Source organism: Mariniradius saccharolyticus AK6 (assembly GCF_000330725.2).
Lineage (GTDB): Bacteria > Bacteroidota > Bacteroidia > Cytophagales > Cyclobacteriaceae > Mariniradius > Mariniradius saccharolyticus.
Window position 1 is genome coordinate 20,819 of record NZ_AMZY02000009.1, and the last position, 25,976, is coordinate 46,794.

General features: G+C 46.3%; 24 protein-coding genes. 5 read left to right on the forward strand and 19 right to left on the reverse strand.

Features of this window, described 5'->3' with window-relative positions:
- Positions 1-230: 230 nt before the first annotated feature.
- Positions 231-488 carry a hypothetical protein gene (locus tag C943_RS07760; RefSeq protein WP_008626196.1) on the forward strand — a complete coding sequence of 86 codons (258 nt, stop codon included), beginning with the start codon at positions 231-233 and terminating at the stop codon, positions 486-488.
- An 11-nt stretch (positions 489-499) separates the two neighbouring features.
- Positions 500-1,270, forward strand: coding sequence for an XRE family transcriptional regulator (locus tag C943_RS07765; RefSeq protein WP_008626197.1), 771 nt, complete (start codon positions 500-502; stop codon positions 1,268-1,270).
- Positions 1,271-1,303: 33 nt separating this feature from the next.
- Here the strand turns inward: C943_RS07765 and C943_RS07770 are convergent, their stop codons facing one another.
- The 3 genes from C943_RS07770 to C943_RS07780 are packed head-to-tail and all read right to left on the reverse strand — an operon-like array spanning position 1,304 to position 4,011.
- Positions 1,304-2,485 (reverse strand): ATP-grasp domain-containing protein, encoded by a 1,182-nt coding sequence (locus C943_RS07770; RefSeq protein ID WP_008626198.1) that lies wholly within the window; start codon positions 2,483-2,485, stop codon positions 1,304-1,306.
- Between the two features lie 27 nt (positions 2,486-2,512).
- Positions 2,513-2,938, reverse strand: a complete 426-nt coding sequence (locus tag C943_RS07775) for a DUF2141 domain-containing protein (RefSeq protein WP_008626199.1) — start codon at positions 2,936-2,938, stop codon at positions 2,513-2,515.
- Positions 2,935-4,011, reverse strand: coding sequence for an AMP-binding protein (locus C943_RS07780; protein ID WP_008626200.1), 1,077 nt, complete (start codon positions 4,009-4,011; stop codon positions 2,935-2,937). The genes C943_RS07775 and C943_RS07780 overlap by 4 nt, the downstream gene beginning before the upstream one ends.
- An 80-nt stretch (positions 4,012-4,091) precedes the next feature.
- On the opposite strand from C943_RS07780, the gene C943_RS07785 reads away from it, so the two are divergent.
- Complete coding sequence (locus tag C943_RS07785) at positions 4,092-4,931, forward strand: 1,4-dihydroxy-2-naphthoyl-CoA synthase (RefSeq protein ID WP_008626201.1); 840 nt, start codon at positions 4,092-4,094, stop codon at positions 4,929-4,931.
- Positions 4,932-4,995: 64 nt separating this feature from the next.
- On the forward strand, positions 4,996-5,832 hold the full coding sequence (locus C943_RS07790) for an alpha/beta hydrolase (RefSeq protein ID WP_008626206.1): 837 nt from the start codon (positions 4,996-4,998) through the stop codon (positions 5,830-5,832).
- Positions 5,833-5,934: 102 nt separating this feature from the next.
- Here C943_RS07790 and C943_RS07795 read toward each other — a convergent pair whose 3' ends face one another.
- The 15 genes from C943_RS07795 to C943_RS22200 all read right to left on the reverse strand — a co-directional run bounded on the left by C943_RS07795 (position 5,935) and on the right by C943_RS22200 (position 22,719).
- Positions 5,935-6,312, reverse strand: coding sequence for a four helix bundle protein (locus C943_RS07795; RefSeq protein ID WP_008626217.1), 378 nt, complete (start codon positions 6,310-6,312; stop codon positions 5,935-5,937).
- A gap of 115 nt (positions 6,313-6,427) precedes the next feature.
- The gene (locus C943_RS07800; protein WP_008626219.1) at positions 6,428-7,507 is read right to left on the reverse strand and encodes a sugar transferase; all 1,080 of its coding nucleotides are present in this window, start codon (positions 7,505-7,507) and stop codon (positions 6,428-6,430) included.
- 62 nt (positions 7,508-7,569) lie between these two features.
- Positions 7,570-9,588 (reverse strand): hypothetical protein, encoded by a 2,019-nt coding sequence (locus C943_RS07805; RefSeq protein WP_008626220.1) that lies wholly within the window; start codon positions 9,586-9,588, stop codon positions 7,570-7,572.
- Positions 9,589-9,612: 24 nt separating this feature from the next.
- Positions 9,613-10,731 (reverse strand): glycosyltransferase family 4 protein, encoded by a 1,119-nt coding sequence (locus C943_RS07810; protein WP_008626222.1) that lies wholly within the window; start codon positions 10,729-10,731, stop codon positions 9,613-9,615.
- Positions 10,728-11,696 (reverse strand): glycosyltransferase, encoded by a 969-nt coding sequence (locus C943_RS07815; RefSeq protein ID WP_157198475.1) that lies wholly within the window; start codon positions 11,694-11,696, stop codon positions 10,728-10,730. The genes C943_RS07810 and C943_RS07815 overlap by 4 nt, the downstream gene beginning before the upstream one ends.
- Positions 11,697-11,803: 107 nt before the next feature.
- Entirely contained in the window at positions 11,804-12,892 is a 1,089-nt protein-coding gene (locus C943_RS21355) for a glycosyltransferase family 4 protein (RefSeq protein WP_008626225.1), read from the reverse strand.
- Positions 12,889-13,773, reverse strand: a complete 885-nt coding sequence (locus C943_RS22015; RefSeq protein ID WP_157198476.1) for an O-antigen ligase family protein — start codon at positions 13,771-13,773, stop codon at positions 12,889-12,891. Before C943_RS22015 ends, C943_RS21355 begins: the two co-directional genes overlap by 4 nt.
- Positions 13,774-14,303: 530 nt before the next feature.
- On the reverse strand, positions 14,304-15,752 hold the full coding sequence (locus tag C943_RS07830; RefSeq protein WP_008626229.1) for a lipopolysaccharide biosynthesis protein: 1,449 nt from the start codon (positions 15,750-15,752) through the stop codon (positions 14,304-14,306).
- 35 nt (positions 15,753-15,787) lie between these two features.
- Positions 15,788-16,714, reverse strand: a complete 927-nt coding sequence (locus C943_RS07835; protein ID WP_008626231.1) for a Gfo/Idh/MocA family oxidoreductase — start codon at positions 16,712-16,714, stop codon at positions 15,788-15,790.
- Positions 16,711-17,286 carry an acyltransferase gene (locus C943_RS07840; protein ID WP_008626234.1) on the reverse strand — a complete coding sequence of 192 codons (576 nt, stop codon included), beginning with the start codon at positions 17,284-17,286 and terminating at the stop codon, positions 16,711-16,713. The genes C943_RS07835 and C943_RS07840 overlap by 4 nt, the downstream gene beginning before the upstream one ends.
- Positions 17,283-18,410, reverse strand: coding sequence for a DegT/DnrJ/EryC1/StrS family aminotransferase (locus tag C943_RS07845; protein WP_040479620.1), 1,128 nt, complete (start codon positions 18,408-18,410; stop codon positions 17,283-17,285). The genes C943_RS07840 and C943_RS07845 overlap by 4 nt, the downstream gene beginning before the upstream one ends.
- Before the next feature lie 223 nt (positions 18,411-18,633).
- Complete coding sequence (locus tag C943_RS07850) at positions 18,634-21,069, reverse strand: GumC family protein (RefSeq protein WP_008626240.1); 2,436 nt, start codon at positions 21,067-21,069, stop codon at positions 18,634-18,636.
- Between the two features lie 2 nt (positions 21,070-21,071).
- Positions 21,072-21,887 (reverse strand): polysaccharide biosynthesis/export family protein, encoded by an 816-nt coding sequence (locus C943_RS07855; RefSeq protein ID WP_040479623.1) that lies wholly within the window; start codon positions 21,885-21,887, stop codon positions 21,072-21,074.
- Between the two features lie 219 nt (positions 21,888-22,106).
- The gene (locus tag C943_RS07860) at positions 22,107-22,403 is read right to left on the reverse strand and encodes a hypothetical protein (protein WP_008626251.1); all 297 of its coding nucleotides are present in this window, start codon (positions 22,401-22,403) and stop codon (positions 22,107-22,109) included.
- 82 nt (positions 22,404-22,485) lie between these two features.
- A complete protein-coding gene (locus tag C943_RS22200) occupies positions 22,486-22,719 on the reverse strand; it encodes a hypothetical protein (RefSeq protein WP_008626253.1) in 234 nt (77 codons plus the stop codon).
- Between the two features lie 49 nt (positions 22,720-22,768).
- Between C943_RS22200 and C943_RS07870 the strand changes: the two genes are divergently transcribed.
- Positions 22,769-23,533 carry a hypothetical protein gene (locus tag C943_RS07870; protein ID WP_008626254.1) on the forward strand — a complete coding sequence of 255 codons (765 nt, stop codon included), beginning with the start codon at positions 22,769-22,771 and terminating at the stop codon, positions 23,531-23,533.
- Here the strand turns inward: C943_RS07870 and ppsA are convergent.
- Entirely contained in the window at positions 23,525-25,900 is a 2,376-nt protein-coding gene (gene ppsA, locus C943_RS07875; protein WP_040479828.1) for a phosphoenolpyruvate synthase, read from the reverse strand. The genes C943_RS07870 and ppsA overlap by 9 nt on opposite strands.
- Positions 25,901-25,976: the final 76 nt, after the last annotated feature.

Consider the following 25,976-nt stretch of genomic DNA (forward strand, 5'->3'; position numbering starts at 1 on the left):
ATGAAATCCTATTCAAAACCCAACCTTTCAACCTTTTAACTTTCAACTTCCAGACCTTTGAACCATCAAAACCTTTTAACTTTCCAACCTTCTAACCTTTAAACCAATTTTTCAATCTTAAAATTCTTCCTTCCCCGACATCCTCTGTCATGATGATGTTAATTTTACCAACATGTATTGGTTAATAAAAATAACATTCCGACATTAGCCTCTGTCAAATCACAGGGGATATGGAAACGATCAACAACATCAGCGTGACACAAAAGGAGCTTCCTTCCGGCAATTGCCAGGTCAAATTTTTTATCGAAGATGAAAGGCGGCCGCAGTACGGCTACTTGCTTGTCAGTGAACCCAAGCCGGTTGGTGAAATCATCGCGGAGATTCAGGAAAGGCTGGAAAAGCGCAGGATGGCCTTTTCGGGGCTCAATCCATTTTCTTTGAAAAACAACGTCCGCGACGACCACGACTTCCTTTTGTTTTCGGCCTAAATTCCAAAGCCATGATACTAGCTAAGAACATCCGCTTTCTCCGTACCCAAGCCGGCATGACCCAGACCGATTTGGCAGACAAGTTGGGCCTGCAGCGTACGATGATCTCCGCCTACGAGGATGGACGTTCCGAGCCTAAGCTTGCCACCTTGGCGGTGATTTCGGGGCTTTTTATCGTCAGTATCGACGAGCTTATCAACCATGATATCGAGCAGTTTGGCAGAAGGGCTTCCCAAGCCAAAGACATCAAAGTCCTCGCCGTGACGGTAGACCGGAAGGATCGCGAAAATATCAGCATGGTCGGGCAAAAGGCCTCAGCAGGCTATCTCAACGGCTTTGCGGACCCGGAATATGTGGAGACTTTGCCGCAGTTCCATTTGCCGACATTAGCTTCCAATGCAACTTATCGTGCTTTTGAGCTCAGTGGCGACAGCATGCTGCCACTTGTCCCGGGTACGATAGTCATCGGTGCCTATGTAGAGCAACTGAAGGATATCAAAAGTGGGAAGACTTATGTCCTCGTGACAGCCACAGAGGGAGTGGTCTACAAACGGGTGTTCAATTATTTGGAAGAAAACGGCAAGCTTTTTTTGGTCTCGGACAACGAACACTACAAACCCTATGACCTCAGGGGCGAGGATGTGTTGGAGGTCTGGGAGGCGAAGGCATTTATCAGCACGGATTTCCCCAATCCAAAAGATAAAACAAAGCCGGCCACCTTGGATGAGATATCGGCGATGATCCTGGACCTGAAATCCGAAATCCTACGGCTGAGGAAATAGACCGTCGGCGACTTGCTTTCTACTTATATAGGATTAAAGTGGCCGGTCACGGAGTTTGATGTATTTCCTGAGATCCGAATACAGGATGGCGTCCAGTTCTTTTTTATTTTTCATCCTTGTTTCAGTAAAAAGAAACCCGAAGACGCCGAATTTGTCAAAGGGTACTTTGCGGAGGTGCAAGGGTTTTTCAAAATCCCCTAGCAATGCCTCGTAGTCAAAATGGTCGAACTCTTGCGGATCGATATTTGCTTGGTTGTCCAATAGAATCAAGCTGAATACTTTGTCAGTACGGGGCGGGAGGATATTTTCCCAATCCGGTTGAATTCCTTGTATGAAACTCAGGTAGGAATTGATGCCATAGGCATACCAAGTCAAATCCGCGGTGGTACAGAAGCCGCCGAATCGCAGTGGATTTACTTCGATGGGATAGATTTTTCCGCCTTTTTTCCTGATTTCTATGTGCAGCGGAACATTTCGAAGGCTGATCTTACGCCCCAACATTTCCAAGAAATCCATGATCGGCTTGTACATTTGGGTGATGAGTGAAGGACAACTGCTGTACAGCCGATCGCTTACGTCATCTGCGGATGAAAAGGTATGGTGGAGGATGTTCAATAAAACGGGATTGCCGTCCTTGTTGAAATAGCAGTCAAACGCATACTCATCGCCCTCGATATAGCTTTCCAGTAGGATTTGTGAACTGTCTACAACCGCAGTCGGGTAGAGGGATTCGAATGTTGAGATGTCAGATTTTAGGTTCACAACTGCCGTTTTCCAGTCTGACGCCCGATCTATTCTTTGTATACCCAAGCTGAAAAAACCAACTGATGGCTTCATAATCAGTGGAAAAACCAGATTTTCTGGCTCGATTTGATCCAGCTGCTCCAAAGCCACTGCTTGAAAAAAAATTTCAGGATAGGCATCTGCTACCAAGCGCCGGAATTCGAACTTGTTTTTGAATACATGCACCGTGTCGTACAGGCTACTGTTGGGAAGGTGTTCCTTGATCCATTGGACGCTATTTTCCGAGTTTGTATAGACAGGATGATGCGGATCCTTTTGGAGGATTTCAAGCGCTTCCGACTCGGAAATCCAGCGCACTTTTCTCCCGCTGGCTAGTTCAAGCGCGTTTTTGGTAGCAATGACTGGTAATTCAAACTTCGAGATAGTGTCAAGGAGAAAATCCGAGACATAGGGATAATCTAGGAGAATCATGGTGGTGATTAGACGCGACCAAGATATTCAGTGCCTGAGCTTGATGATATGGGTATTTTGACCAGCGGTAATTTGAAATGATGCGTCCTTAAAACTCGGTGGGCCAAAGGTCCCCATCGAATTATTGGAGAAGCCGTAGCCATCCCTTGGTATTCCAAGAAAGTTAGTCCTTAACTTTCCTGAGTTTTCCGAGTCGTGAAATACCGAAATCGCATAGGTTCCAGGCTGGATGTCATCAAAAACGATTTCGGCTTGGGTTCCTGATATCTTGACGGAGGCGTTGCGGATAGCCTTTGCAGGATCATCAGGAAAGCCTGTTTCTCCCTTGAAAAGAAGTGCCCTCACGACTCCTTTATCGTTTCTGACCCCCGTCACCTTCAGGGTCAACTTGGAAGAACTTTGGTCAGCGGCAAAAAGAAGGGCCATCAGAAGCAATACGATTGTTGTTTTCATTTGATTTTTTCCAGTGTTTTGAGCCGATTGATTTTCCCGGACTCTGTTTTCTCAAAGGGTTTGACAAAAAGTATCTCCCTTGGAACTTGGTATTTGGGGATATGTTTGGATAACGAATCAAACAAGTTTTCTGTTTGAAAACCAGGTTTTTGTTCCGATTCGATCAGCAATACTACTTTCTGGCCAAGGCGTTCGTCCGCTTTCCCTCCAATCAAAAAAGGTACCGCTCCGAAAAAAGTATGGATCCAAGGCTGGATTTGGGATTCAAGGATTTCTGGCTGGATTTTGATGCCCCCCGAATTGATTGTGAAATCGGCCCTGCCCTTCCAAAAAAAACTTTCCTCATCAACCATCTCTACCAAATCATTGGTCTGGAGTAAAGGATCTATTGCCATCGGAGCCTTGACCCACAGCTTGCCCGAGTCGTCGGTACCGATCTTGACTCCGGGAAGTGTGCGGTACAAAAGATTTTCGCCTTCGATTTTGGCCAGGGCAAAATGCGATACCGTTTCCGTCATGCCAAAACTTTGGTATGCATTGAGCTTTTGCTCTTTGATTTTATCAAAAAGGGTGGGCGAAAGCCCCGCGCCACCGATTAGGAGGTGTTTTATTCCCAACAGCTTTTGTAGCCCCCTTGGGTTGTTGAGGCAAGTTTCCGCCTGGAGCGGTACCATCGCCACAAAATCGAATCTTTCGGGAAGCTTATTGGCGGAAAACGGGTCAGCGGTCGGATTGACCAAGTAGATATCCGCATCCCAAAGGATGCCCCTTACGAGCATCATCTTCCCTGCGACCATGGCAGTATTCAGGCAGCACAGGAGGCGAGCGTGGGCTGCAATCCGGAAAAAACCCTGAGTGGCTCTTGCGGAAACCACCATTTGGGTTCGCTGCACCCGAATGGTTTTTGGAGTGCCCGTTGAGCCGGATGTCTTCAGTTCAAAGGAGGTTTGCCCACACAACCAATCTTGGCAGAATCGGAGGGAATCCGCAAAATAGGGCTCAGATTCGGCCCAATTTCCCCCTTTGATGTCATCGAAAGCATAGGATTGGTGTGGAAGGATGATTTTCCCCATGGACGTGATTGCTGAAGTCCAAAAATCAACAAAATTCCCCGAAGGCTGTTATCTTGCATGTAAAAATAACCGATCCGACTATGTCAATCAATTGGAAAACTGCCAAGGAATACGAAGATATAACCTACAAAAAATGTGATGGCGTGGCCCGTATTGCCTTCAACAGGCCTGAGGTACGCAACGCGTTTCGACCCAAGACCACCAAGGAACTTTATGATGCATTTTATGATGCGCAGGAGGATACCTCGATCGGCGTGATCCTGCTTTCAGGCGAAGGACCATCACCCAAAGATGGGGTATATTCCTTTTGTTCGGGCGGTGACCAACGCGCACGGGGACATCAGGGCTATGTGGGAGATGATGGCTATCACCGATTGAATATCCTTGAAGTACAGCGACTGATCCGATTTATGCCCAAGGTCGTCATTGCCGTGGTACCGGGATGGGCCGTGGGAGGGGGACATAGCCTTCATGTGGTATGTGATTTGACCTTGGCCAGCAAGGAACACGCGATCTTCAAACAGACCGATGCGGACGTGACGAGCTTTGATGCAGGATATGGCTCAGCCTATTTGGCCAAAATGGTTGGTCAAAAGAAGGCGCGGGAGATATTTTTCCTGGGTAGAAACTACTCCGCCCAAGATGCCTACGACATGGGTATGGTCAATGCGGTGATCCCTCATGCCGAACTCGAAGACACCGCCTACCAATGGGCGCAGGAAATCCTCGCCAAGTCGCCAACTTCCATCAAGATGTTGAAGTTTGCCATGAACCTGACCGACGACGGCATGGTGGGACAGCAGGTGTTTGCGGGTGAAGCGACACGGCTTGCCTATATGACCGAGGAGGCGAAAGAAGGTCGGAATGCCTTTTTGGAAAAGCGAAAGCCTAATTTCAAACACATCAAATGGATCCCTTGAGGCGATAATTCAGGGGCTTTTTCACTAAATCAATGTCCTACCGCACTATTCTTGAAGATTCCCCATGAAACACCTCGAGACCTCCTACAAAACCCACGACGGACTGGAATTGTACCTTCAGGCTTGGATGCCGGAGCAGCCGAAAGCTTCGGTATTGCTCGTGCACGGCCTGGGGGAACATAGCGGCAGGTATGCCCATTTGGCCAAGAAGCTGACCGATGCCGGGGTAGCTGTTTTTACCTTTGACGGAAGGGGACATGGCAAATCCAGCAAGCCCTCGCCAACGGCTTATTTTGAAAGGTATGAAGACTACCTCAAGGACATCGATGCGCTTTTTGGAAAAGTGAAAAACTACGTTCCGGGAATTCCGGCCTTCATTTTTGGGCACAGCATGGGTGGGGGGATGGTGGCGGCCTATTGTATCGCGTACAAGCCAAAAGCCGCTGGGGTCATTTTGAGCGCGCCTTTGCTGAAACCTGCGGAAGGCACTTCCAAGGGACTCATCGCCCTTGCATCCCTATTGGGACGGCTTTTTCCCAAACAAAAAGTCATGGAGGTCGACGCGAACCTCGTGTCCCGTGACCCGATCGAAGTCAAAAAATACAACACAGATCCACTCAATTACCACGAAAAAGTCACTGCAAGGACGGGTCATCAGCTTTTGCGGATGATGAGGTTCATAGGGGAGAATACAGAAAAATTCGATTTGCCTTTACTGCTGATGCACGGTACCGCCGACGGACTGACCAATCCCGATGGATCAAGGGAATTTTTCAAAAAGCTGAAAGGCTCGGATATGACGATGAAGTTGTTTCCCGATTTTTACCACGAACTGATCAATGAGCCAGAGAAGGAGTTGGTGATGGAGGAGATTGTGGGGTGGATATCCAGTCGGCAGTGACAGTGGGCAGAGTTCAGAAGATAGCTATCAGAAGCTTATTTGAGCAGCGGCGTAAAAAGGTTCGTCGAAACGTCGGTTCAAACAGGTAAAATAAGATTTCGTCTATTTCTCAGGCAGAGTTGAACCGAATTTTTGTGGATTTCGAATCATATAGTTGATTAATTTCCCTATTTCTACGTTTTGCTTCGTAAGCTCTTCAAATTCCATTTGCTCAAGATATTTGCAAGCAAAGGCAAATTCTAGCCAAACCCGGGTCTCACTGTTTTCCATGTCTGCATCGCTCAATTTTGAAAGAAAGTGCAGTGGATACTGACGCTTTCTAAATCCTTCGGAAATATTTGCGCATACGGATCGGCTGCTTCTCCTAATTTGGTCTGTAAGGGAATAAGTCTCTTCTTTCGGAAATCTTTTACTTTTTTCGAAGATCTCCATCGCCAACTTAAAGGCCTTATCGTAGGCCAGCAAATCTCTGAAATCCATTAACTAATTTATAGGAAAAAATCTCTGGAAGAAAAATTTGTGTTTTTCACTTGTTACATTGCCACTTGCCCCTGCCATCTCCCCTGCGAACTGACCGCTGCGACTGCCAACTCCATCAAGCGCTCCGAGCTCCTTTGAGTACAATATTGCTCAGGATTTTGAAAAAATAGCGCATATCGGTTTTGAAGGGGGATTTTTCGTAGGCTTGGAGGTATTTCATTTCCGAAGCCATAATATCTTCCAAGGTTTTGGGAAGGTCCGCATAAAATGGCGGGAGCAAGCCCGGACGGAATTGGGTTCGCTTGGTCTTTAGTTCCTCGCTGTAGAGATTAAAATAATGTCTGCTCAAAGGCCTTACGCCCACGATCTTGATGTCGCCGCGGACCAGATTCCAAACCATGGGCAGCTCGTCAAGCCAGATTTTTCGCAAAAATCGGCCGAACTTGGATATTCTGAAGTCATCCTTGAATTTGCCCCCAACTTGCAGGTTGTTTTGGCTAAAGACCATTTCCTGAAGGTATTCGGAATAAGGATACATCGTCCGGAACTTGTAAATATGAAATTCCCGGCCCCGCAGCCCGACACGCTTCAGCTTCACCAAGGGCGCATAAGTCGGGGATTCGGCCTGTATTGCAGCGGTTGTTTTTTGGGCGACAAAATATTGCTTCCCATCGATGATCTTTTCCGCGAGCAATTCAAATCCGGCGGCATACAATCTGCCGATCATTTCCACCTTGGACATCAGCCGCTGTTCGCTTCCGAATGCCCAATCATGGGCTGCTCCAAGAATTGGGACCTTGGGCAAAAACCTGTGCCATATGGCATCCCAAGCATACGCGACGGGGAAAATCAGCTTGGAATGCCTGTTTTTGAGGGAAGCTTTACGGGTCTGATACGTTTCGGTCCAACCCAGAAAAATTCCGCCATGAACCAAGGCAGCGTTGCAGGTATTGAGTAATTGGTTGTGGTTTGCCTGATGGTTGATGGAAAAGCCGACCACCAGACAATCAGGGTTTCCACTTGCCGGCACCGTGCCCGGAACATTGACAAAATGTGGCCTCAAGCAATCCGCAGCATACGCCGAAATCAAATCAGCGAAGACCTCGGGTATTTCGGATTGGAAAGGAGATTCCTGCAGGCTTGCCGGATTTGCCGCCAAATGATCAATTTTCTCTATCTCCAAACCTCGAAGCATGAATCTGATTTACCTTACAACCGAAAATTACACATTTTGTCCCGCTCGGTTCCTGTATTTATTCAATAAAGCTTTGGGATGGCATTTATTTTTTTGATGGATGCCGTGAAATCCAGCCCGATCATTTCTAGGTACCAGCGGATGGTTTCGAAGCGGGGCTCGTTTTCACGTTCCGCCAGCTCGACCGCTTTTTCGCGGGTAATCATCCCTTCCCGGATTTGGTTGCTGCGAAAAGTATCCACCTCGGAAAAACCCGCGACCGTGTAGTAGATATAATTGTAAAACCCGGCCGTACCATCGCCTATCCGCCAAGTAGTGCTCGTGTCGATGGCTTTTTCCCAATGGTATTCTCGCAAGGTGTTGTCGATCTCAGCTTCATCCCAAGGATAAAAATCGAAAAGGTGAAACTCATCACGCTTGGGGGCCAAGAACCGTGTGGCGAAAGAACCCAGATTGTCCAGCCAAGATTGGTTGAGGTAGCCGGGATTTTGGATGAGCTGGCTACCGACAAACCCGAAGAGTTTCAATTGCCTTGCCAGTGAAAGCGAGTAGATTTTCTCTTTGTCGAATTGGGGCGGAATCCCCGCAAATCCCACTTTGAAATCGGTGTTTTCCAGATGATTGATCCCCCAGAGATTCAGCTTGATGCCGGTTTGCTTCTTGAGTCGGTCGGTATAGAAGAAAAAATACTTATCTCCTGCCATAAACAGCGGCACCATTCCCAAATGGGGTTTTCGGAGCCAGGCGCTTACATTTTTCCGGATGTTTTCGCGCTTCCAGCGGATATCTGCGGCGACTACGATGTTTTCGATACCGAGTTTACCGCAGACCCGGGAGATATTCCTTCTCGCCAAGTCCGTCACCATCCCCCAATCGTAGGTAAGAGCAATCGGATTCAACCCCAATTCCTTTTTTGCCATGTGGAGTGCAAAAGTACTGTCCCTTCCACCGCTGAAGGGCACAATGCAATCCTGCCGTCCTGGTTTTCGGTAGGGTTCTAGCATGTCCATCAATTCGGGAAGTCGATTTCCCCGGGATTTTGGCTTGTAGCCATGGCAGTAATTGCAGATGCCTTTGGCATCAAAATGGATGAAGGGAAACGTTTCGGGGAGGATACACCGTGTGCAGCGACGAAGTGTGCGGACTTTTTCTTTGGGATTTTCCAATAGATTGAAAAGTGCCGTTTCACGATTTCTGTTGAAATACACCTCAGGTTCTAGGACCATCGCTTTCTGCGGATGATTTCCCTTCACTTCCAAGATGTTGTTATTCCATTTTTTCTTTAACTCTTGTGAGGCCTTCACCGGTCGGTGCCAATCCAAATTTTGAATCTGACAGCGCTCCGGGTCAATCCATACGCCGGCCCATGGACCTACGGCGCGAATTTCGGGATCGGTGTCGGAGAACTGTCTCCACGCCTTTTTTTGGGTGATTTTTTGAAGGAAGTATGCCTCTGAAGCAAAAGCCAGGAATTTTCCCGGTTCGTGGATATAGTGCAGCGAACCGTTGTTGCTGGCGAGCAGCATCTCCTGCCGGGAACCCAAAAAGGCCATGATGGAAAATGTTCCCTCCATGCGGTCAAACACTTGGCTGAGAGGGACTTCTCTGGCGGTAGAGAGAAGTTTGTCGCTCAAAGTCGCCAAGATGACCTCAGAGTCGATCTGGAATTCCCGCTTTTGATGGAGGCTTTCCCAGAGCACTTCGTGGTTGGTAATGATGCCGTTGTGGATCAGCAGGTCACCGTTTTTGACAACAGGTTGGTTGTTGACCTGCTCCAATTGGGAGCCGTTGGTGACCAAGCGGGCGTGGCCAAACGCGAGGAAAGGGACCCTTTGTTTACGCCAAGCATCCAAAGATGCATCCAATTTGGATTGCGTGCTTGGGTCTTTCAGAAGTTCCCGAAGCCGCAGATTGCCTTTCAGTACCTTGGCTTCGTTTTGGCCGAAATCCAAAAATGCCATGCCGGACGAATCCTTTCCCCTTGCCTCGCTCATCCGTGCCAAGCCGTGGAGAACCTCTTTAGCAGCATGTTTACTGGCTTGGTAATCAGGATGGATCAGAAGTCCAAAGATGCCGCACATATGTCCTTTAGATCGATTGCATGGTTAGCCGTTTTTTGGGGTACTTAGCGGCATTTTCAGCAAATCCGAATAAATTTCTCGATACTGTGCAGCAATATGTTCCCAGCGATATTCACTTACTACCTTATTGTAAGCGTTTTGTGCGATTGTTACTCCCAGATCGGCATCATTCTCCAATAGCAAAAGTTTGTTGGCTAGGTCCATGGGGTTTTGGGATTGGAAAAATATAAGTTCCTTTTCATCGAAAATTGCGCGTACCTCAGGTATATCGCTTGCAATTACTGGTATTCTTAGTGCAACAACTTCGAGCAACATCATCGGCATTGCTTCTTTTTCCGATGGGAAAATGAAATAATCCGAGTCACGGATGGTATCGAATAAAATCTCCTTGTCGTATATTTTACCTATGAACTCAATATTGAGACCCCTAGATATGGATTCAATCTCAGTCTTGTATTTTGGGATTTGCGTTAGGTCGCCAATTACCTTCAGTGTTTTTTGAATCCCGGATTTGCGAAACGCCTCTATCAAAGTATGTAATCCTTTGATGTGATAAATCCGGTTAGCGGCGAAAGTGACGTAGCCTTTGCTTTCTCGGGGGCTGTTCAATTTGGGAATTCTAATTCCGTTTGGTATATACCGTATTAATTCTTTTCCGGCCTTCGAGTTAACTTTTTTAGTGTCAATTTTTGATACAGAAATATTGATATTGGAAAGACTGACGTTGATCCACTGTGAAAATCTAAAAAAGCGGTTTGTGAGTTTTGAGAATTTTGGATCTGAATAATCATCCAAAAACATCCCATGGTATGTAGTAACGACCTTGTACCTCAACCTCAAAAGTGGCATTATGAAGCCGCTCTCGGCATGATGCAAGTGTACCAGGTCGTATTTCCTTTTAAAAAGCACAAACAACGCACACCTGAGGTAATAAAGAAGCGTGTTGATTTTTGGATTTTTGTGGGCGGGAAAAATGATCTGGGAAATGCCCTTTACAGTTTGATCTTTTGCGTGGGATGCAGTCGAAAGCACTTCGAATTCAAAGTAATCTCTAAGGTAATCGATCAGACTTTCGCCGACAGTAGCCGCCCCTCCTGTAGCTGGGATACCCTTAAGGCCAATGACCGCAATCCTTTTTTTCAATTTGATTCAATTATGTCTTTATATGCCAATCCCATTTTCTCGACAGTGAAGCTGCTTTCAACTATCTTTCGGCTTCGGGAGCCCATTTTTTCCAAATGAGAGGGTTCTCTCAAAAAATAACTTATTGACTCAACAATGCCATCAATATTTCTTTTCATCACAACAAATCCATTAGAGCCAGTTGTTACCAATTCGGAAACGTCGCCGACATCTGTAGCAATAATTGGCAATCCGTAGCTCATCGCCTCTAGGATTGTGTTTGGCATTCCTTCATTTATGGATGTACTTAGGTAAAGGTCTGCATCCAAAAAGTAGCTTTGCAGGTCGTCTGGATTGACTACAATATTGACCACTTCCCCTAGTCCCAACTCTTTGATTTTCAATTTGATTAGGTTTTCTTGCTCTCCATAACCGACAATAAAGTAGGTAATTTTGTGTTGAGGCCATCGATTTCTCGTAATTGAGACTGCTTCGATCGCGGTCAACAAGTCCTTCTCTTTTACAAATCTCGCTACAGTAAGGATTTTCAAACCGATAGAATCGTTTGAATAATCCTTTCGCAAGTCTGGGGCTTTTATGCCATTTTGGATGACAACGGATTTCTGTTTGTAAAAGCCTCTTTGCCAAAATGAATTGGCTCCCGAATAGTTGTTGAAAACTGTTTTCGTGGCAAAAAAACGATGGATTACCAACTGAGCATACCATTTCCAACCATGTATCTCATTTGTCCTTATTCCCATAAATCTATTCTGAATTCCAAGTAGCTTTCCGAATACTCCACCAATAATGTTAGAGGTCAGCAAAAAGGAAATTGCTACACTTGGGCGGGAGTACCTTACGAAATTCCTAATTGCTAGTAGCTTTTGAACCAAATTTCCCTCTAGTATTTTGATTTCGATTTTAGCGCGGTTCAGTTGGGAGAAAAGTTGAGGATCGATTTGGTTATTGAAAATTAAAAGATTCACCCGGAAATGCTGGGACAGGAAGTTTGCCAATAACACGCATTGCTTTTCGGCCCCTCCCTTTAGAAGTGTGTTGGAAATTAGGATAATGCTTTTTTGGTGCGTTTCTGTCATCTTGTCTTTTCGACAAAAGAATGCAGGACCTTTTGATAGTCAAACCTCTCATGGAAATACAAATTCGACCGGGCATATTTTGGTTCATATGTTGGATCGGTTAGTACCTTTTTCAAGAGATTGGCCAAGGCTTCAGTATTTCCCCTTTCGAAAACATTACCTCCAAAAGCGTCCAGGATTGACCTTACACCATCCGCGTCAGAGCCCACAATTTCGATTGGATACGATAATGCCTCAAGCAACGACAAGGGTTGTCCCTCATATTCTGAAGAAATCAAATAAACATCACTTGCCTTAAGATAAAACGGGATTTTTTCACGCAGTTGAATGCCATCAAAGCGAACAAACTCCTCAATGCCCAGTTTCTTCACACTTGTTTCCAACTCATTGCGGAGCTCTCCATCGCCCACAAAAACCAAAAGAATCCGTTCCTTTTTTAAAAACTGATATCCCAATAGGTCCAAGGCTGCAATTGGAAGATTTGGTCTTTTAACCTGCCTCAATGAACCCACCGCAAGGATTACTTTTCTGTTTTGAGGTATTCCAAGTGTATGTCTGCATGCTGATTTTTCTAAGTTTTCCCTTTCGAATGGGATCAAGGGCGGAAGGTAAATTACAGGTTGGTTGACGCTTTTCCGATAGGCATTACAGATAGACTCAGAAACTCCAAACAACGCATGTGCATTTCTGAATAACGCTAGGTGGATAGTTGTGTTTCTCCATTCGCCCAAATCACCTGAATGGATAACCACCACATACTTAAGATTCCGTAATTTTTTCAAGGCTATGTAGGGAAGCCAATTGATCCAATGTGCCTTTGAAAAGCTAACTACTACCCTGATATCATCCAATTTTGCAAAAAGCATTCTGAAAAAGATACCGAAAGAAAAGAATAAACCGTGTGGCGGTAGCGTCTTGATTCCAATGAAATCTCGTTTTGGAATTTCATTGGGTCTCCCTTGATGGGATACCACTGATACTTCGGTTATCTTCCCAAGTTCCTTGATCAAATGATGGTTGAAGACCTCCAAGCCTCCGATTTGGTGGGGATAGAGGTTTCCACAAATAAAGACATACCGATTCATGGACTGGTAACTAACGCGTTTTTCATCTTTTCCGGATTGCCCATTTTTGCGCGGAAATTTCGGTATTCAAAAAAGAAGCGGTTTCGAATCAGGATGATTGAGAAAAGCAGCATCGAATAAATGATTCCAAGATCACTAACGGTATTCATCAGAATGAAACTAGGAATGGATATCATCAGGTGCTCGTACATTTTATTCTTGTAGGAAAACCAAATGAATAGACCGATTGAAGTTAAAAATGCCAATGAAAACAACAATCCGCTATTATAGGTGATTGTAATAAAGGCATTGTGGGCTGAGTAATATTGGGAATCCCAAGATATCAAAAGCTCCGACCGGGCACCTGTCAGGAGATAGGTTTTGTGTTGCCAAAGGAAGGTTACGTAAAGCGCCCATTTTCCAATGCGGTTTGAGGTCGAGTTTATATCGAATTGCTCATTGATAAGCTCAAATCGATTGATAATCAGCTCGAAAAAGGGTATTGAAACCACAATAATAAATGGGAGAAACAACAAAAGTTGAATTTTTGTCCTCGAACTGTGCTGATTTTTCACCAGAGCAAAAAACACCAACAGCATCACAACGAGCGCGATTATTCCGGTCCTACTTCCGGCGATACCGATCAAGATAATCAGTGGGACTGGATAAAGGATATAGATTTTTTTTTGGTAGTAAATATAAAATAGAAGACAAATGCCAACCGCAAGGGTGAGGTAAACACTCAGGGTGTTGGAATCGCCATCGGCGACAATTCCAGAAAACCTTTCGAATCCGACCTGTTCAAATTCAGATTTCTCGGTTCCGAGAGATCTAAATCCCAAACTCGGGAGTAGTGGACTGAAGGCGGAGAAGATGATCATGAGGGTAATTGAGGAAATCATGACACTGTTGATTTGTTGTAATTGCATTTTGCAAAGTGCGGTACGGATTACGCACAAACATGCCATTAGCTGAAGTGTCATATTGATGGATTTCAAAACTGCCGATTCGATCGAATACCCATGGATTCCGAAAAACGCATTCTTGAAATAGGTATAGTTGAAATAAAAAATAAGAACTATGAGTATTGTGTCTAGCGCTCCCAATAAATGTTTATACTTCTTGCTAGATCTGATAGCGGAGTATCTTGGTTTGATGTATCTCCAGTTTTTCAGAAAGAAAAGTATTACAAAAGATGCCAAGATTTGCTTTAGTCCCAAAAATGAAAAAAGAAAGTCTTCTTTGTGGAAAATATCGTTTGTGGGCAAAAAAACCAGAAAAGCAATATTGATCAAGTTGCTGTTTGCCAGAAAAAGAACCAAAAAACCAATTAGGGTAATTGCCAAAAAATAAGTCACGAGACCAAAATTCGATACTGCAAACAGTGTCAATACCATAAGTGCAGTAAGGCCTATCGTTATTGAAGATGTTTTCATCTTTTGTCAAGCCACTTTGCCAAGTCTCTAAACGGTAATAGATGTAGTTTAAAGAGAAGGAAGAAGGCCAATGGAAAATAAATGATAGCAGACAAAACAGGGAGGAGGTAGCCTTTCTGAATTACAAGACCAAGACCAATGCCGATCGGCACAATCAAAAGGGATATTCCAACGATTTGGAATAGCTGTTGCCACGGGAAAAACTCTCGAAATCTGTACCCAGTCAACCGAACTTCGACGTATAGTTGTATCAAACCTGGTAATACAACTGCAAAAACCGACGTAATTGCAGCCCCAAGAAGCAATTGGCTTGGTACAAGCCAAAATGCAATCAAGACTGTGATTGCAGCGCAAATCAAATTGATGAGGAAAATTTTCCTTGTTTGGTTTGCAGCCCTTAGAATAAGGCCGTATGAGGTCATTGTACCTAAAAACGACAAAAGCGCAATTTTATAATAAAGTGTCCCTTCCAGATATGCGGCGGTAAATACAAGCTCGACAACAAACTCGCCATAGAAAAAGAAAAAAAGCAGAAGTGGAACTGCTATCGATCCAGTTTTGACGACGATGTTTCTATAAAGCTCCCTGAGTTGCTCAAAATCCCTCCGCTTTACGAGCGAAACAAACTCTGGCAAGGCTACATTATTAACCGAACTATAAGCGTTGGCGAGAAAAGGAATGCTTAAAAACGATACTGAATAAATGGCGTAATCACCGGGCTCGACATACCCATTCAGGATGTATTTGTCAATTTTGTTTGAGAATATGTATACTAATGTTCCAAGGTAAAACGGCCAACAATAAGAAATCTGAGATTTAATCTTTTTAAGATCGGCTGAGAAGTATAACAAACTATGTTTTTTCGCTAAGTAAAAAGCAGTAAATACAAACTTGAGTACCGAGACTAAAAAGATACCCTTGAAAACGTCAATGAATCTTTCTTGGAGGAAATACGCTGATAGTATGATTGTGAAAAAAGTGATCTTTTCCAGTGGCAGAAAGAACAGGATACCGAACCTGTTCTTATCCAAAAGGAAGATATTGTCACAAATGCTTGATGCCAAATAAAAGGCAATTGAAGCTAACGACCAAATGGCAGCTTCATTCAGCGCACCAAGGTTGAGGTACCCGAGGATTGGATCTTTGAAAATGAAAAATGAGATAGAGAAAAGCAAGCTTGAGAGTATGAGCAAAAAAAAGGTTTGACTAAAAAAATAGCTTTTTTCAGCTTTATATTCTGAATTTCCACTGAAGAAGTAAAGGCTAGAAACGAGGGTAAATCCAAAAAAAGGAAGAATTGTGGTGAGCAGTAGATTGTACTGCTGGTAAACTCCGAACTCAATTTTCCCTAAAAGTCGCACAAGAACAAAAGCGGTAAAAAAATGGAAACTAAATCCGATTACCTGACTTATAAACGAGTAAAGAGATAGGTTTCTTAAGGTCATTTCACTTTTTCCCCAGCTTTGCTTTGGGTTTTTCGCTACAAAAAGGGATGTGGAGTGCCTGACCGTCGAGATACAGGCTGATTCCTGATGGCATACGTCAACTCCAACGACCCCCTTGCTGCATCCAAGCCGTAGCCTTTGCCGTCAAGGATTTGGCGGTAGCTCTCGGTATGAAGGTCGGTGAACCCTTCACTGAATTCGAGGGCCTCGCTGTCTACGGTAATGGAACGGTAAATACTTTTACCTGATTTGGTGGCTGCTTGGGGCAAGGTCTTTGCATCGATACTGAGAAACCACCTTACCCTTGCCTTTTCGAGTTCGAGGTAGCCGGCTGCACGGTCATGGGTATGGAGGTGGAGGATGTTATGCTTTACACCGCCAAATATCCACAGCAGCATGTCAAAAAAATGGATGCCGATATTGGTGGCGATTCCGCCGGATTTGCTTTCGTCTCCTTTCCAGGAACTATGGTACCAATGTCCCCTTGCAGTGATGTAGGTAAGGTCGACATCGTGGATTTTGTCCGATTGGGCGACTTTCTCACGAAGAGCGATAATGGCAGGATGGTGGCGGAGTTGGAGGATGGTGAAGACTTTGCGGCCGGTTTCGCGCTCGGTTTCTTGCAAGGCATCGAGGTTCCAGGGATTGAGCACGAGTGGTTTTTCGCAGATCACGTCCGCATCCATCTTCAGTCCAAATCGGATGTGGGAATCATGCAGGTAGTTGGGCGAGCAAACTGAAAGGTAATCCACAGCGGCTTCCTGTCGGCGCAGTTTTTCCAAGTGTCGCTCAAACCGCTCGAATTCGGTAAAGAAATCCGCCTCCGGAAAATAGCTGTCCAAGACCCCTACGGAGTCAAACTTGTCCATGGCGGCGACAAGTCGGTTGCCCGTTTCCTGGATTGCCTTCATATGCCGCGGGGCGATGTATCCCGCAGCCCCGATCAATGCGAAGTTTTTCATGGCCTTAATTTTTCAACCCTCCCTTTTCCCAACAAATACTCCTCGCCACTCTCCGGACATTTCGCCACATTATTTGCATCAAATTCCAAGCGATGCCCATAGGCACTCATCCATCCTTTTTGCCGAGCGGGGTTTCCCATTACCAAGGCATAAGCGGGCACGTCCCGGGTGACCACCGCCCCTGCGCCGATAAAGGCATATTCCCCGATCGTGATGCCGCAGACGATCGTGGCATTGGCACCAATGGTTGCGCCTTTCTTGACGATGGTCGGGAGATATTGGTCACGGCGGTTGATTGCCGCGCGGGGATTGATGACATTGGTGAAGACCATGGATGGACCGAGAAAAACCTCGTCCTCGCAAACCACGCCCGTATAGATCGATACGTTGTTTTGGACTTTGACCCGGTTGCCCAAGACCACCTCGGGTGAAATGACCACATTTTGCCCGATGTTGCAGTCCTGTCCGATGGTACAGCCGGGCATGATATGGGAAAAATGCCAAATCTTGGTGCCGCTGCCGATCTTGCAGCCCTCGTCGATGACAGCGCTTGGATGTGCGGAGTAACTCATGCGAAAAATCTTTTGACTTGGGAAATGATATGGTCCAATTGGTCTTCTTCCATTTCTGTGTGGATGGGCAGTGAAAGCACCTCGTTGCACAGCTGCTCTGCCACCGGGAAATCGCCTTCCTTGTACCCAAGGTAATGGTACGCTGGCTGTAGGTGCACAGGCAGTGGGTAGTATACCATGGTCGGTATGCCTTGGTTCTTCAGAAAATCCCGCAACTGATCCCGATTCGCGCCCCGGATCCTGATGGTGTATTGGTGATAGGCATGTGTGGAGTTGGGCACAAGCTGCGGAATCCGGATATGGGGATGCAGCGCAAAGGCTTGGTTATAGGCCTTGGCAACCGCATTCCTCCTTTGCACAAAATCATCCAAATGCGGCAATTTCGCATGCAGGATCGCCGCTTGGAGGGTGTCCAATCTCGAATTGACGCCGATGCTCTCGTGGAAGTATTTCTGCCGCTGTCCGTGGTTGGCGATCATGCGGATTTTTTGGCCCAATTCCGGATCATTGGTAAAGGCGGCCCCACCATCCCCGAAACAACCCAAGGTTTTGGAAGGGAAAAAGGAGGTAGTCCCGGCATGTCCGATTGTACCCGAATGCTTGCGGCTGCCATCCGGCATCCTGTAGACGGCACCGAGGGATTGGGCAGCGTCTTCGATGACTTTCAGCCCGTGATTTTTGGAAATTTCCATGATGGCACCCATGTCAGCGCATTGGCCAAAGAGGTGCACGGGGACAATTCCGACTGTATTTGCTGTGATGGCGGTGGCGATCTTTTTGGCATCGATCTGAAAAGTCTCCGGATGTACGTCCACCAAAACGGGCCTCAACCCAAGCAAGGCCAAAACTTCCACGGCCGCGATATAGGTAAATGCCGGTACGATCACTTCCTGACCGGGCCGAAAGTCCATCGCCATCATGACCAACTGAAGCGCATCGGTGCCATTGCCGCAGGTGATGACAGTGGGGCAATCCAAATATTTGCCCAGATCCGCCGCAAAAACCTTCATTTCCTCCCCGTTGATGAAGGAAGTCCTTTCCAAGACGCCCTGCATGGCTTGGTCGATATCGGCTTGAAGCCTTTCATATTGGGACCTGAGGTCCACCATCTGTATTTTTTTCATGCTTTTGCCAATATTCGGGCACAGCTTCGCCACGTGGGTCACAAGAGAGGGGGGATTAGTTATTAGTTAAATGGTTATTGGTTAATTGTCCATGGCTGATAGACCATCGTCAATAGCTTCTAGAATCGAAATCAGTGTTCAGAAAATGATCGCTTTACGATTTAAGTTAGGTAATGGGTTAACTAATCTCAATTCACCCGTTCCCTTTCTCGAATCTCAAATCTCAATTCTTCCTCCTCCTCAATGCCCTTTTCCACCAGGGAAGCTGGATTTCCTCGTGGTAGCCATACCCACCCGCATGTCCATAACCGTAGCCATAGCCATAACCGAATCCGTAGCCTTTGTCGATATGGACATCATTGAGTATGGCGTAGATTTTTGTTGCACCACCTTTTTCGATCAGGTTGTTCAGGACTTGGATGTTGCTCTTGTAGGAAAATTCCTGCCTGAAAATGAAGAAGTTGACGTCGGAGTATTTGAACAGTTCTTTGGTTTCGGATACCAACCCGACCGGGGGACAGTCCATGATGATAACCTCGTATGCCCTTTTTATGTCCTCCATGATCGCGGAAAATCTGTCCTGGACAAGCAATTCGGCCGGATTTGGCGGGATTGGACCCGAAAGAATTACATCCAGGTTGTCGTATTTTGTTTTTTTGACCACCTCCTGCCAAGGCGTACCCGTACTCAAACAGGTACTTATTCCTTTGTCGTTGCTGAGGCCAAATTCCTCGGCGATCTTGGGTTTTCTCAGATCCAGTCCCATGAGAAGAGTTTTTTTGCCCAACAAAGAGTACACCGAAGCCATGTTGACGGAGGCGAAGGTTTTTCCCTCTCCCGAAAAACTGCTGGTAAATAGAATCGTGTATTGCTTCTGGTTGGGCACCAAAAAGGACATGTCGGCCCGGATATTCCGGAAGGATTCGGTTACGGAGGATTTTGGATTATTCAGGACCGGCTTTGGATCATTGCTGAAATTCCGCCCAATCATCCCAATTAGTGGGGTTTTGATTTGTCTTTCTAGTTCCTTGGGATCTTCGATTTTGGTGTTGAGGAAATCCCGGATGGTGATAAAGCCAATCGAGAAAAACAGACCGCCCGCCAGTCCCAACACCAGGTTCAGCCATTTTCGCGGAAAGACAGGTTTTTGCCCAGCCCGTGCATAGTCCAAAATGGCGTTTTTTGGCATATTGGAGGCTTTCAGGATTTCTGACTCTGCCCGTTTTTGGAGCAGGTAGAGGTAGATGTTTTCGTTGACGGTGAACTTGCGCTGAATGCCAAGCAGCCGTCTTTCGGTCTCGGGCAGGGCGTTGATTTCACGCTCGATTCTTCGGATACGGGTGTTGATCTCGGCCAAGACTGTGTTCGTATTTCGTATCGACGAATTGACGTTTTCCAGCAGCGCCTTTTTGGTGTTTCTGATTTGGTTGTTGATTTCCCGCACAGCAGGAGTTTGGGCAGAAAAATTGGCTGAGAGACGTAATTTTTCTGCCTGCAACTCGCTCAAGCTGGTCACGAGCGACTGCATCAGCGGATCGGTGTTGCCCGTGATGGACGGTGCCACCAAATCCTCCAATTCATCATTGCTGAGGTAGGTTTGGAGGGTTTGGAAATATTTGAGGTTAATTTCGGTTTGTGCTTTGTCTTTCTCGAGTTCTTGCAGCCGCAGGAAAATCTGGGAACCTTCCTCACTCAGGTTGAAAATCCGGTTCTCCGAACGGTACCTTTCCAGTCTCCCTTCAAAATAGGCCAATGAATCGGTGATGCCGCTGAGTTGGTCTTCGATAAAGCGGATGGTATTTTCTGCAGCCTGGTTTTTGAGGTCGAGTTCTCGCTGTAGGTAGACCTCCATGAGCTTGTTGAGGTAGTCCTCGCCCATCTTTCGGACCGGGGTTTCGAAGGAGATATTTAGGATTGAGGCTTGCTTATTGATGGTCGCGACTGCGATTTTTTCCTGGAGAATAAGTGCGAGGGAATGGTTGTCGATCAGTTCGAACTGGAGGATATCGCCAGGTTTTGCCTTCAGGTTTTGGACTTTGAAGCTGATGGAATTGGTTTCCACTTTTTCCCCAAATTCATACTGACTCGAAAAAGTAGGGAGATCTTTGGTTTTGGTTTTGTAAAATGGATCCGCGGGGTCAAAAAGCTCGTATTCATCGTCCAATGCAGTAATCCGAAAGGTATTCGCGTCCAGGACTTCCAATTCAAATTTACCGCGGACGAGCTGGTTATGGCCCCAATCCACATCCACGGACACAGGGAGATTGGCGTACTGCTGGCTGCTGATCAAAAGTAGATCCGAGGTGTAAAAGAACACATCCAAGCCAAGTTCCTGAATGGCTTGTTTGGCCAAAGTGTAGGATTTTAGAATGCCGATCTCGTTTTCCACGTTACTCTTGATTGGCAGCAAGCCCACGGATTCAAACATGTCTGCACCGAGATTTTGTGGCTCATCGGCGACAATCACGCTGGATTGGACGGAGTAGACGGGAGTGGTGTACCGATTGAACAAGAAGGCCGCTAAGAGACCAACTACCGTGCAAATCAGAATAAAAGGCCATGATTTCAGGTAATTGAAAAGGACCACCTTAAGCTCGATATCCTCCTCTTGTGGTGGCAAAAATGGATCTGGAAGAAAAGGGTAATTGGGCTGGCTCATTGTCAGTTGACGAATAGGTTAGCTACCAAGGCGACGGCGGTGATGGCCGAAAACACCAGCAGCAGGGTTTGGGCAGTGTTTTCCCCGACACCGAGTTCCCTGACTTTCATCGGCTCAGCATAAATCTGGTCGTTGGGCTGGATAAAGTAGTAGGGCGTTTGGATGATTTGCCGGTCGTTGAGGTTGATGCGGTGAAGGCGTGTGCCCTCCGGATATTGCCTGACCAAAAGGATTTCGTCCCTTTTGGCAATGGTGGTCAGGTCCCCCGCTTGGGCAATGGCTTCATAAATCGTCAGGCGGTCTTGCAAGACCACATATTTGCCCGGTCTCCGGAATTCGCCAATGGTGGAAAAGCGGATCCCGCCCAATTTTACCCTTACATAGATCTCTGTGGTGACATAGGCCTTGAGGTCGTTTTCCAGTTTTTCGCGGATATCATCCAGTGTCATATCGACGACTTTGACTTCTCCCATCAGTGGCATGCGGATAAAACCGTTTTTGTCAACCGTGAATCCATTCATGTAGTAGATATCTCCGCCACTTTGGGCGATTTGGCCAAAAATAGCCTGATTGGCTTCCATTTGGACTCTCGAGTTGAAACCTTTTTCCAGTATATCCTCTACAGTTTGGATTTGGATGTCGAGGATGTCATTGAATTGGATGCGGTATTCGGGGATTTGGTAAGGGATCAGATCCCCATCCGGGATGCTTGAATTGCCCTCGAGATTTTGGTAGTAGATAACTTTTTTATTGGGAATACAGGAAAAGAGGCCCGCCAATAGCAGGATCACCAACGTACTCAATTTTCCTATATGCATAGAATTCACTCGAATCTTACCAATTATTGACCGTAAACTTAATCAAATATATCAATTATTGAATCGGTTTGGTGGAGAGTCAGAGCATAAGGAATTGGCACAAAACACGCACCAAACACCTTTTTCGGATCACTTGTGTCCGTGCCTTGCAAAAGGATAAACAAAAAAGCGAAACCTTTTTTTGGATTGTTTTTCCACAAACGGGGTTAATGGGAGGGCTTACCTTACCCTGACCGAATCTTGGGTAGACCGCCCATCCATCCAAAGAGGCCTGATTTCCCGCTCCTCCAATTTGGTCAGGCGTTCGTTTTCAAATGTTGCCAAGATGTAGAAACGCTCGTCCCGGTTGACCCGATAAGTCTTCAAGGGACCGTCAAGGCTGCTTACGACAGCTTCTTTGTTTTGCCTTAGGAACTTCCTTTCCTTCATGCCTGTGTAGTAGTTTTGATCCGGCCCTAAGCTTCCGCAGGCAGAGACGACTACAAAAAGGATGACTATCAAAATGGCATTTTTCATATGCTTGTTTGTTTGGTTACATTTTTTTTTTTACCCTCGTTTTGGGGAAAAAGTTTTGGATCGGGGTTCAGTGCCCTGATATTCAGTCGGATTGATTTTTGTTCAAACATTTGCTGTGAATGTATTTTGACTTACCTTTGCCCTCCGGCGGCACGACCAGCTCCTGCTGAATCCCCCAGGTCTTGACGGAAGCAAGGGTAGGCGGTTGTAGCGGTGCGATGCCGCCTCTTTTTTTGATTGCTCCCTGAGGCAAAAATTCGAAAAATCCTTCCTTTCCAGGTTCGTTTGTTCCAAGTTTTCCAGAAATTGACGTCAAGCATCCGCCGATTTGACTTAATTTTGGCCATTCCCTTTTCACCATTTTTATGCATCTAAAAAAAGAAGATATCCAACTGATTGAAATTGCCTTTGACTCGGGCGTGATTCCTCCTCCCTACAGCCATTATTACAAACTCAAAATTGGTATCCAACGGGATTTTTTGGATGTGTCCCTGGACTTGGTCTATACGGATAGGGACGAGGTGACCGAGGAGGAAATCAGGGACGAAGGTTTTACGCTACATGATGATTTTCACTTCAACGGGGAGGTTCCTTTGGTCTGGAAAAAGCCCCTGATGGAGCTTTATTCAAAGACTAAATGGTCCAATAAAAAGCTTGACGCTGAAGGCGGAATTGGTGTTTTGACGAAAGACATACACGGACAGGAAGTCTATACCGTGCCGCTTAACCAAGAGGATTGGCAGTTTTTTGCCCAAGATGTGATCCAAGCGATCTATGAGATTTCCAAAAAAGAGGCTCCGCTTAAAATTGGGTATTTGATTCGGGAGGAAAACCAACTTTTTGATTTGACCTTGACGGTTTTGTTTTCTGTTAGAAAAGTGGAAGTTAGGGTAAACGGAAAGGCAAAGGAAGCCGATTGGGACAAGACCAAGGAATTGCTCTCGTTTGTGTTTCTTCCGGATTACGACTATGATCGCGCAAAGCAAACCAAGCCCCAACACAAAGGACATTTCATCGATTGTGGCGATGGCCTCTGGCATGAAGTGGGAAAAGGAGTCATCAATATCGACGACTCCTTTGATGCGGTGGGCAGAATCAAGGAAGGCTTCAAAGCCTTGTCTCTAAAGTGATTTTTTGCTTTCTGCTTTGGCGATGTTTTCGATGCCCTTGATCAGGGCGTCTGGATTGAATGAAATACTGTCGATACCGAGTTCCACCAGAAATCCCGCAAAATCGGGATAGTCGCTTGGAGCTTGTCCGCAAAGTCCGATCTTGACGTCTTTTCGTTTGGCTGCGCCAATCACATCGGCAAGCATTTTTTTCACTGCGGGATTGTTTTCGTCAAACAGATCGGAAATCAGCGAGGAGTCCCGGTCAATACCAAGTGTGAGTTGGGTGAGATCATTGGAACCGATGGAGAATCCGTCAAAGATATCGGCAAACTCTTCGGCAAGAATGACATTGCTTGGGATTTCGGCCATGACGTAGATCTCTAGACCGTTTTTGCCTCGTTCCAATCCATGTGCTTTCATGGTTTCCAGGACTTTTTTCCCTTCTTCGATCGTGCGGCAAAACGGAATCATTAGCTTCACATTGGTCAGGCCATAGTGGTCTCGGACCATTTTCATTGCCTTACATTCCAAACCGAATCCGTCCCGGTAGAGCGGATGATAGTACCGGGAAGCTCCCCTGAATCCAAGCATTGGATTTTCCTCACCGGGTTCAAAAGTTTTCCCGCCAATCAATTGGGCATATTCGTTGGTTTTGAAATCGCTCATCCGCACGATGACATCTTTGGGATGAAATGCTGCTGCCACCATCGCGATTTCTTGGGCCAGCGTTTCGACGAAAAATTGCCTCTTGTCCACGTATTGGGCAGTGATGCCTTCGATGGCCTTTTTGTCGTTTCCCTCCGGGAGTTGGTCGAAATTTACCAAGGCCATGGGATGAATCCGGATTGTGTTGCTGATGATGAATTCCATGCGCAACAATCCTACTCCTTGGTTTGGGTAGGATGCCAGCCTGAATGCTTTCGAAGGATCGGCTAGGATAAACATTGGATGGGTTTTGGTTTTTGGCAGGTTCCCTAGGTCAATTTCCTTTTCGGTCCAGGCGATTTTTCCCTCATATACCATTCCCTCGTCTCCTTCGATGCACGATACGGTGATTTCTTGCCCATCGTGCAGTTTTTTCGTTGCGTCGCCGGTGCCCACCACGGCATGGATTCCCAGTTCCCTGGCAACAATCGACGCGTGGCTGGTGCGGCCTCCCTTATTCGTCACGATGCAAACCGCCTTTCTGAGCATCGCATTCCAGTCGGGATTGGTGATGTCTGCGACGATGATATCGCCCTTTCTAACCTTGGAGGCATCCGCGATGGAATCCACTAGGCAGGCTCTTCCGCTTGCAATCGACCTTCCGACGGCTTTTCCTTTGAGTATCGGTTTTGCTTTGGAGGTCAGGGCATATTCTTTCACTGTCAGTGCTTTTTTGCTACCGTGCACGGTTTCAGGCCTTGCTTGTACAATGTATAATTCTCCGGTTTCCCCATCTTTGGCCCATTCCACGTCCATGGCCATGCCATAATGCTTCTCGATCAAGAAGCACCATTTAGCAACAATTTCGGTCTCGGCAAGCGATAGGCAATAGTGGTTTCGCTCCCGGGTGGCAGTCGGTACGCTAGTCACCGGCTTGGCCGTGTTTTGGCTGTAGATCATTTTGGTTTCCTTGGAACCCAGTTTTTGATGGATCACACTGGGCAAGGACTTTTCAATGTTTGGTTTGAAAGCATAAAACTCATCCGGATTGACCGCGCCCTGCACGACGTTTTCGCCGAGACCCCAGGCACCGGTGATGTAGATGATGTTTTCGAATCCAGTTTCCGGATCATTGGTAAATGCCACTCCAGCCGAACCCAAATCCGATCTGACCATCTTTTGAATCCCTGCAGAAAGCGCGACCTGCATGTGCTCAAAGCCATTGTCCAGCCGGTATTTGATTGCGCGGTCATTGAAGAGGGAGGCGTAGCATTTCTGTACCGCATGCAGCAATTCCTTTTCCCCCGAAATGTTCAAAAAACTATCGTGCTGTCCCGCGAAACTCGCTGTGGGCAGGTCTTCGGCAGTCGCCGAGCTTCTGACCGCTACCGAAACGGGTGTTCCGTCGCTTAGTCGTTGGTAGTTCTCGAGAATAGCTGCCCCTAGGTCTTTTGGGACCGAAGCGGACAATACCAATTCCCGACATGCTTTTCCAATTTCGCCGAGGTTTTCCAGGCTGGTTTTGTCGAGGCTATCGAGCAATTCCTCCAATTTGGAGACTAGGTTGTTTTGCTGGAGAAAATACCTGAAAGCATTTGCGGTGGTGGCAAATCCATCCGGAATCCGAATTCCCAATGGACTTAGATGATGGAGCATTTCACCCAAAGAGGCGTTTTTCCCGCCGACTTGTGCAACGTCCTTGTTGAGGATTTGGGAGAAGGGTATAATGAAAGGAGCCATGTCTTTTGGATTTTCAATCAATTTACGCCGATTGGAATTCAAAAAACATGACCCCGGTCATGGAAGAAACCTGATT

What these genes read in the sequence shown, in the direction of transcription:
- C943_RS07760 (WP_008626196.1), top strand. Translation starts at nt 231, where the DNA reads ATGGAAACGATCAACAACATCAGCGTGACACAAAAGGAGCTTCCTTCC.
- C943_RS07765 (WP_008626197.1), top strand. Translation starts at nt 500, where the DNA reads ATGATACTAGCTAAGAACATCCGCTTTCTCCGTACCCAAGCCGGCATG.
- C943_RS07770 (WP_008626198.1), bottom strand. Translation starts at nt 2,485, where the DNA reads ATGATTCTCCTAGATTATCCCTATGTCTCGGATTTTCTCCTTGACACT.
- C943_RS07775 (WP_008626199.1), bottom strand. Translation starts at nt 2,938, where the DNA reads ATGAAAACAACAATCGTATTGCTTCTGATGGCCCTTCTTTTTGCCGCT.
- C943_RS07780 (WP_008626200.1), bottom strand. Translation starts at nt 4,011, where the DNA reads ATGGGGAAAATCATCCTTCCACACCAATCCTATGCTTTCGATGACATC.
- C943_RS07785 (WP_008626201.1), top strand. Translation starts at nt 4,092, where the DNA reads ATGTCAATCAATTGGAAAACTGCCAAGGAATACGAAGATATAACCTAC.
- C943_RS07790 (WP_008626206.1), top strand. Translation starts at nt 4,996, where the DNA reads ATGAAACACCTCGAGACCTCCTACAAAACCCACGACGGACTGGAATTG.
- C943_RS07795 (WP_008626217.1), bottom strand. Translation starts at nt 6,312, where the DNA reads ATGGATTTCAGAGATTTGCTGGCCTACGATAAGGCCTTTAAGTTGGCG.
- C943_RS07800 (WP_008626219.1), bottom strand. Translation starts at nt 7,507, where the DNA reads ATGCTTCGAGGTTTGGAGATAGAGAAAATTGATCATTTGGCGGCAAAT.
- C943_RS07805 (WP_008626220.1), bottom strand. Translation starts at nt 9,588, where the DNA reads ATGTGCGGCATCTTTGGACTTCTGATCCATCCTGATTACCAAGCCAGT.
- C943_RS21355 (WP_008626225.1), bottom strand. Translation starts at nt 12,892, where the DNA reads ATGAATCGGTATGTCTTTATTTGTGGAAACCTCTATCCCCACCAAATC.
- C943_RS22015 (WP_157198476.1), bottom strand. Translation starts at nt 13,773, where the DNA reads ATGATTTCCTCAATTACCCTCATGATCATCTTCTCCGCCTTCAGTCCA.
- C943_RS07830 (WP_008626229.1), bottom strand. Translation starts at nt 15,752, where the DNA reads ATGACCTTAAGAAACCTATCTCTTTACTCGTTTATAAGTCAGGTAATC.
- C943_RS07835 (WP_008626231.1), bottom strand. Translation starts at nt 16,714, where the DNA reads ATGAAAAACTTCGCATTGATCGGGGCTGCGGGATACATCGCCCCGCGG.
- C943_RS07840 (WP_008626234.1), bottom strand. Translation starts at nt 17,286, where the DNA reads ATGAGTTACTCCGCACATCCAAGCGCTGTCATCGACGAGGGCTGCAAG.
- C943_RS07845 (WP_040479620.1), bottom strand. Translation starts at nt 18,410, where the DNA reads ATGAAAAAAATACAGATGGTGGACCTCAGGTCCCAATATGAAAGGCTT.
- C943_RS07850 (WP_008626240.1), bottom strand. Translation starts at nt 21,069, where the DNA reads ATGAGCCAGCCCAATTACCCTTTTCTTCCAGATCCATTTTTGCCACCA.
- C943_RS07855 (WP_040479623.1), bottom strand. Translation starts at nt 21,887, where the DNA reads ATGCATATAGGAAAATTGAGTACGTTGGTGATCCTGCTATTGGCGGGC.
- C943_RS07860 (WP_008626251.1), bottom strand. Translation starts at nt 22,403, where the DNA reads ATGAAAAATGCCATTTTGATAGTCATCCTTTTTGTAGTCGTCTCTGCC.
- C943_RS07870 (WP_008626254.1), top strand. Translation starts at nt 22,769, where the DNA reads ATGCATCTAAAAAAAGAAGATATCCAACTGATTGAAATTGCCTTTGAC.
- ppsA (WP_040479828.1), bottom strand. Translation starts at nt 25,900, where the DNA reads ATGGCTCCTTTCATTATACCCTTCTCCCAAATCCTCAACAAGGACGTT.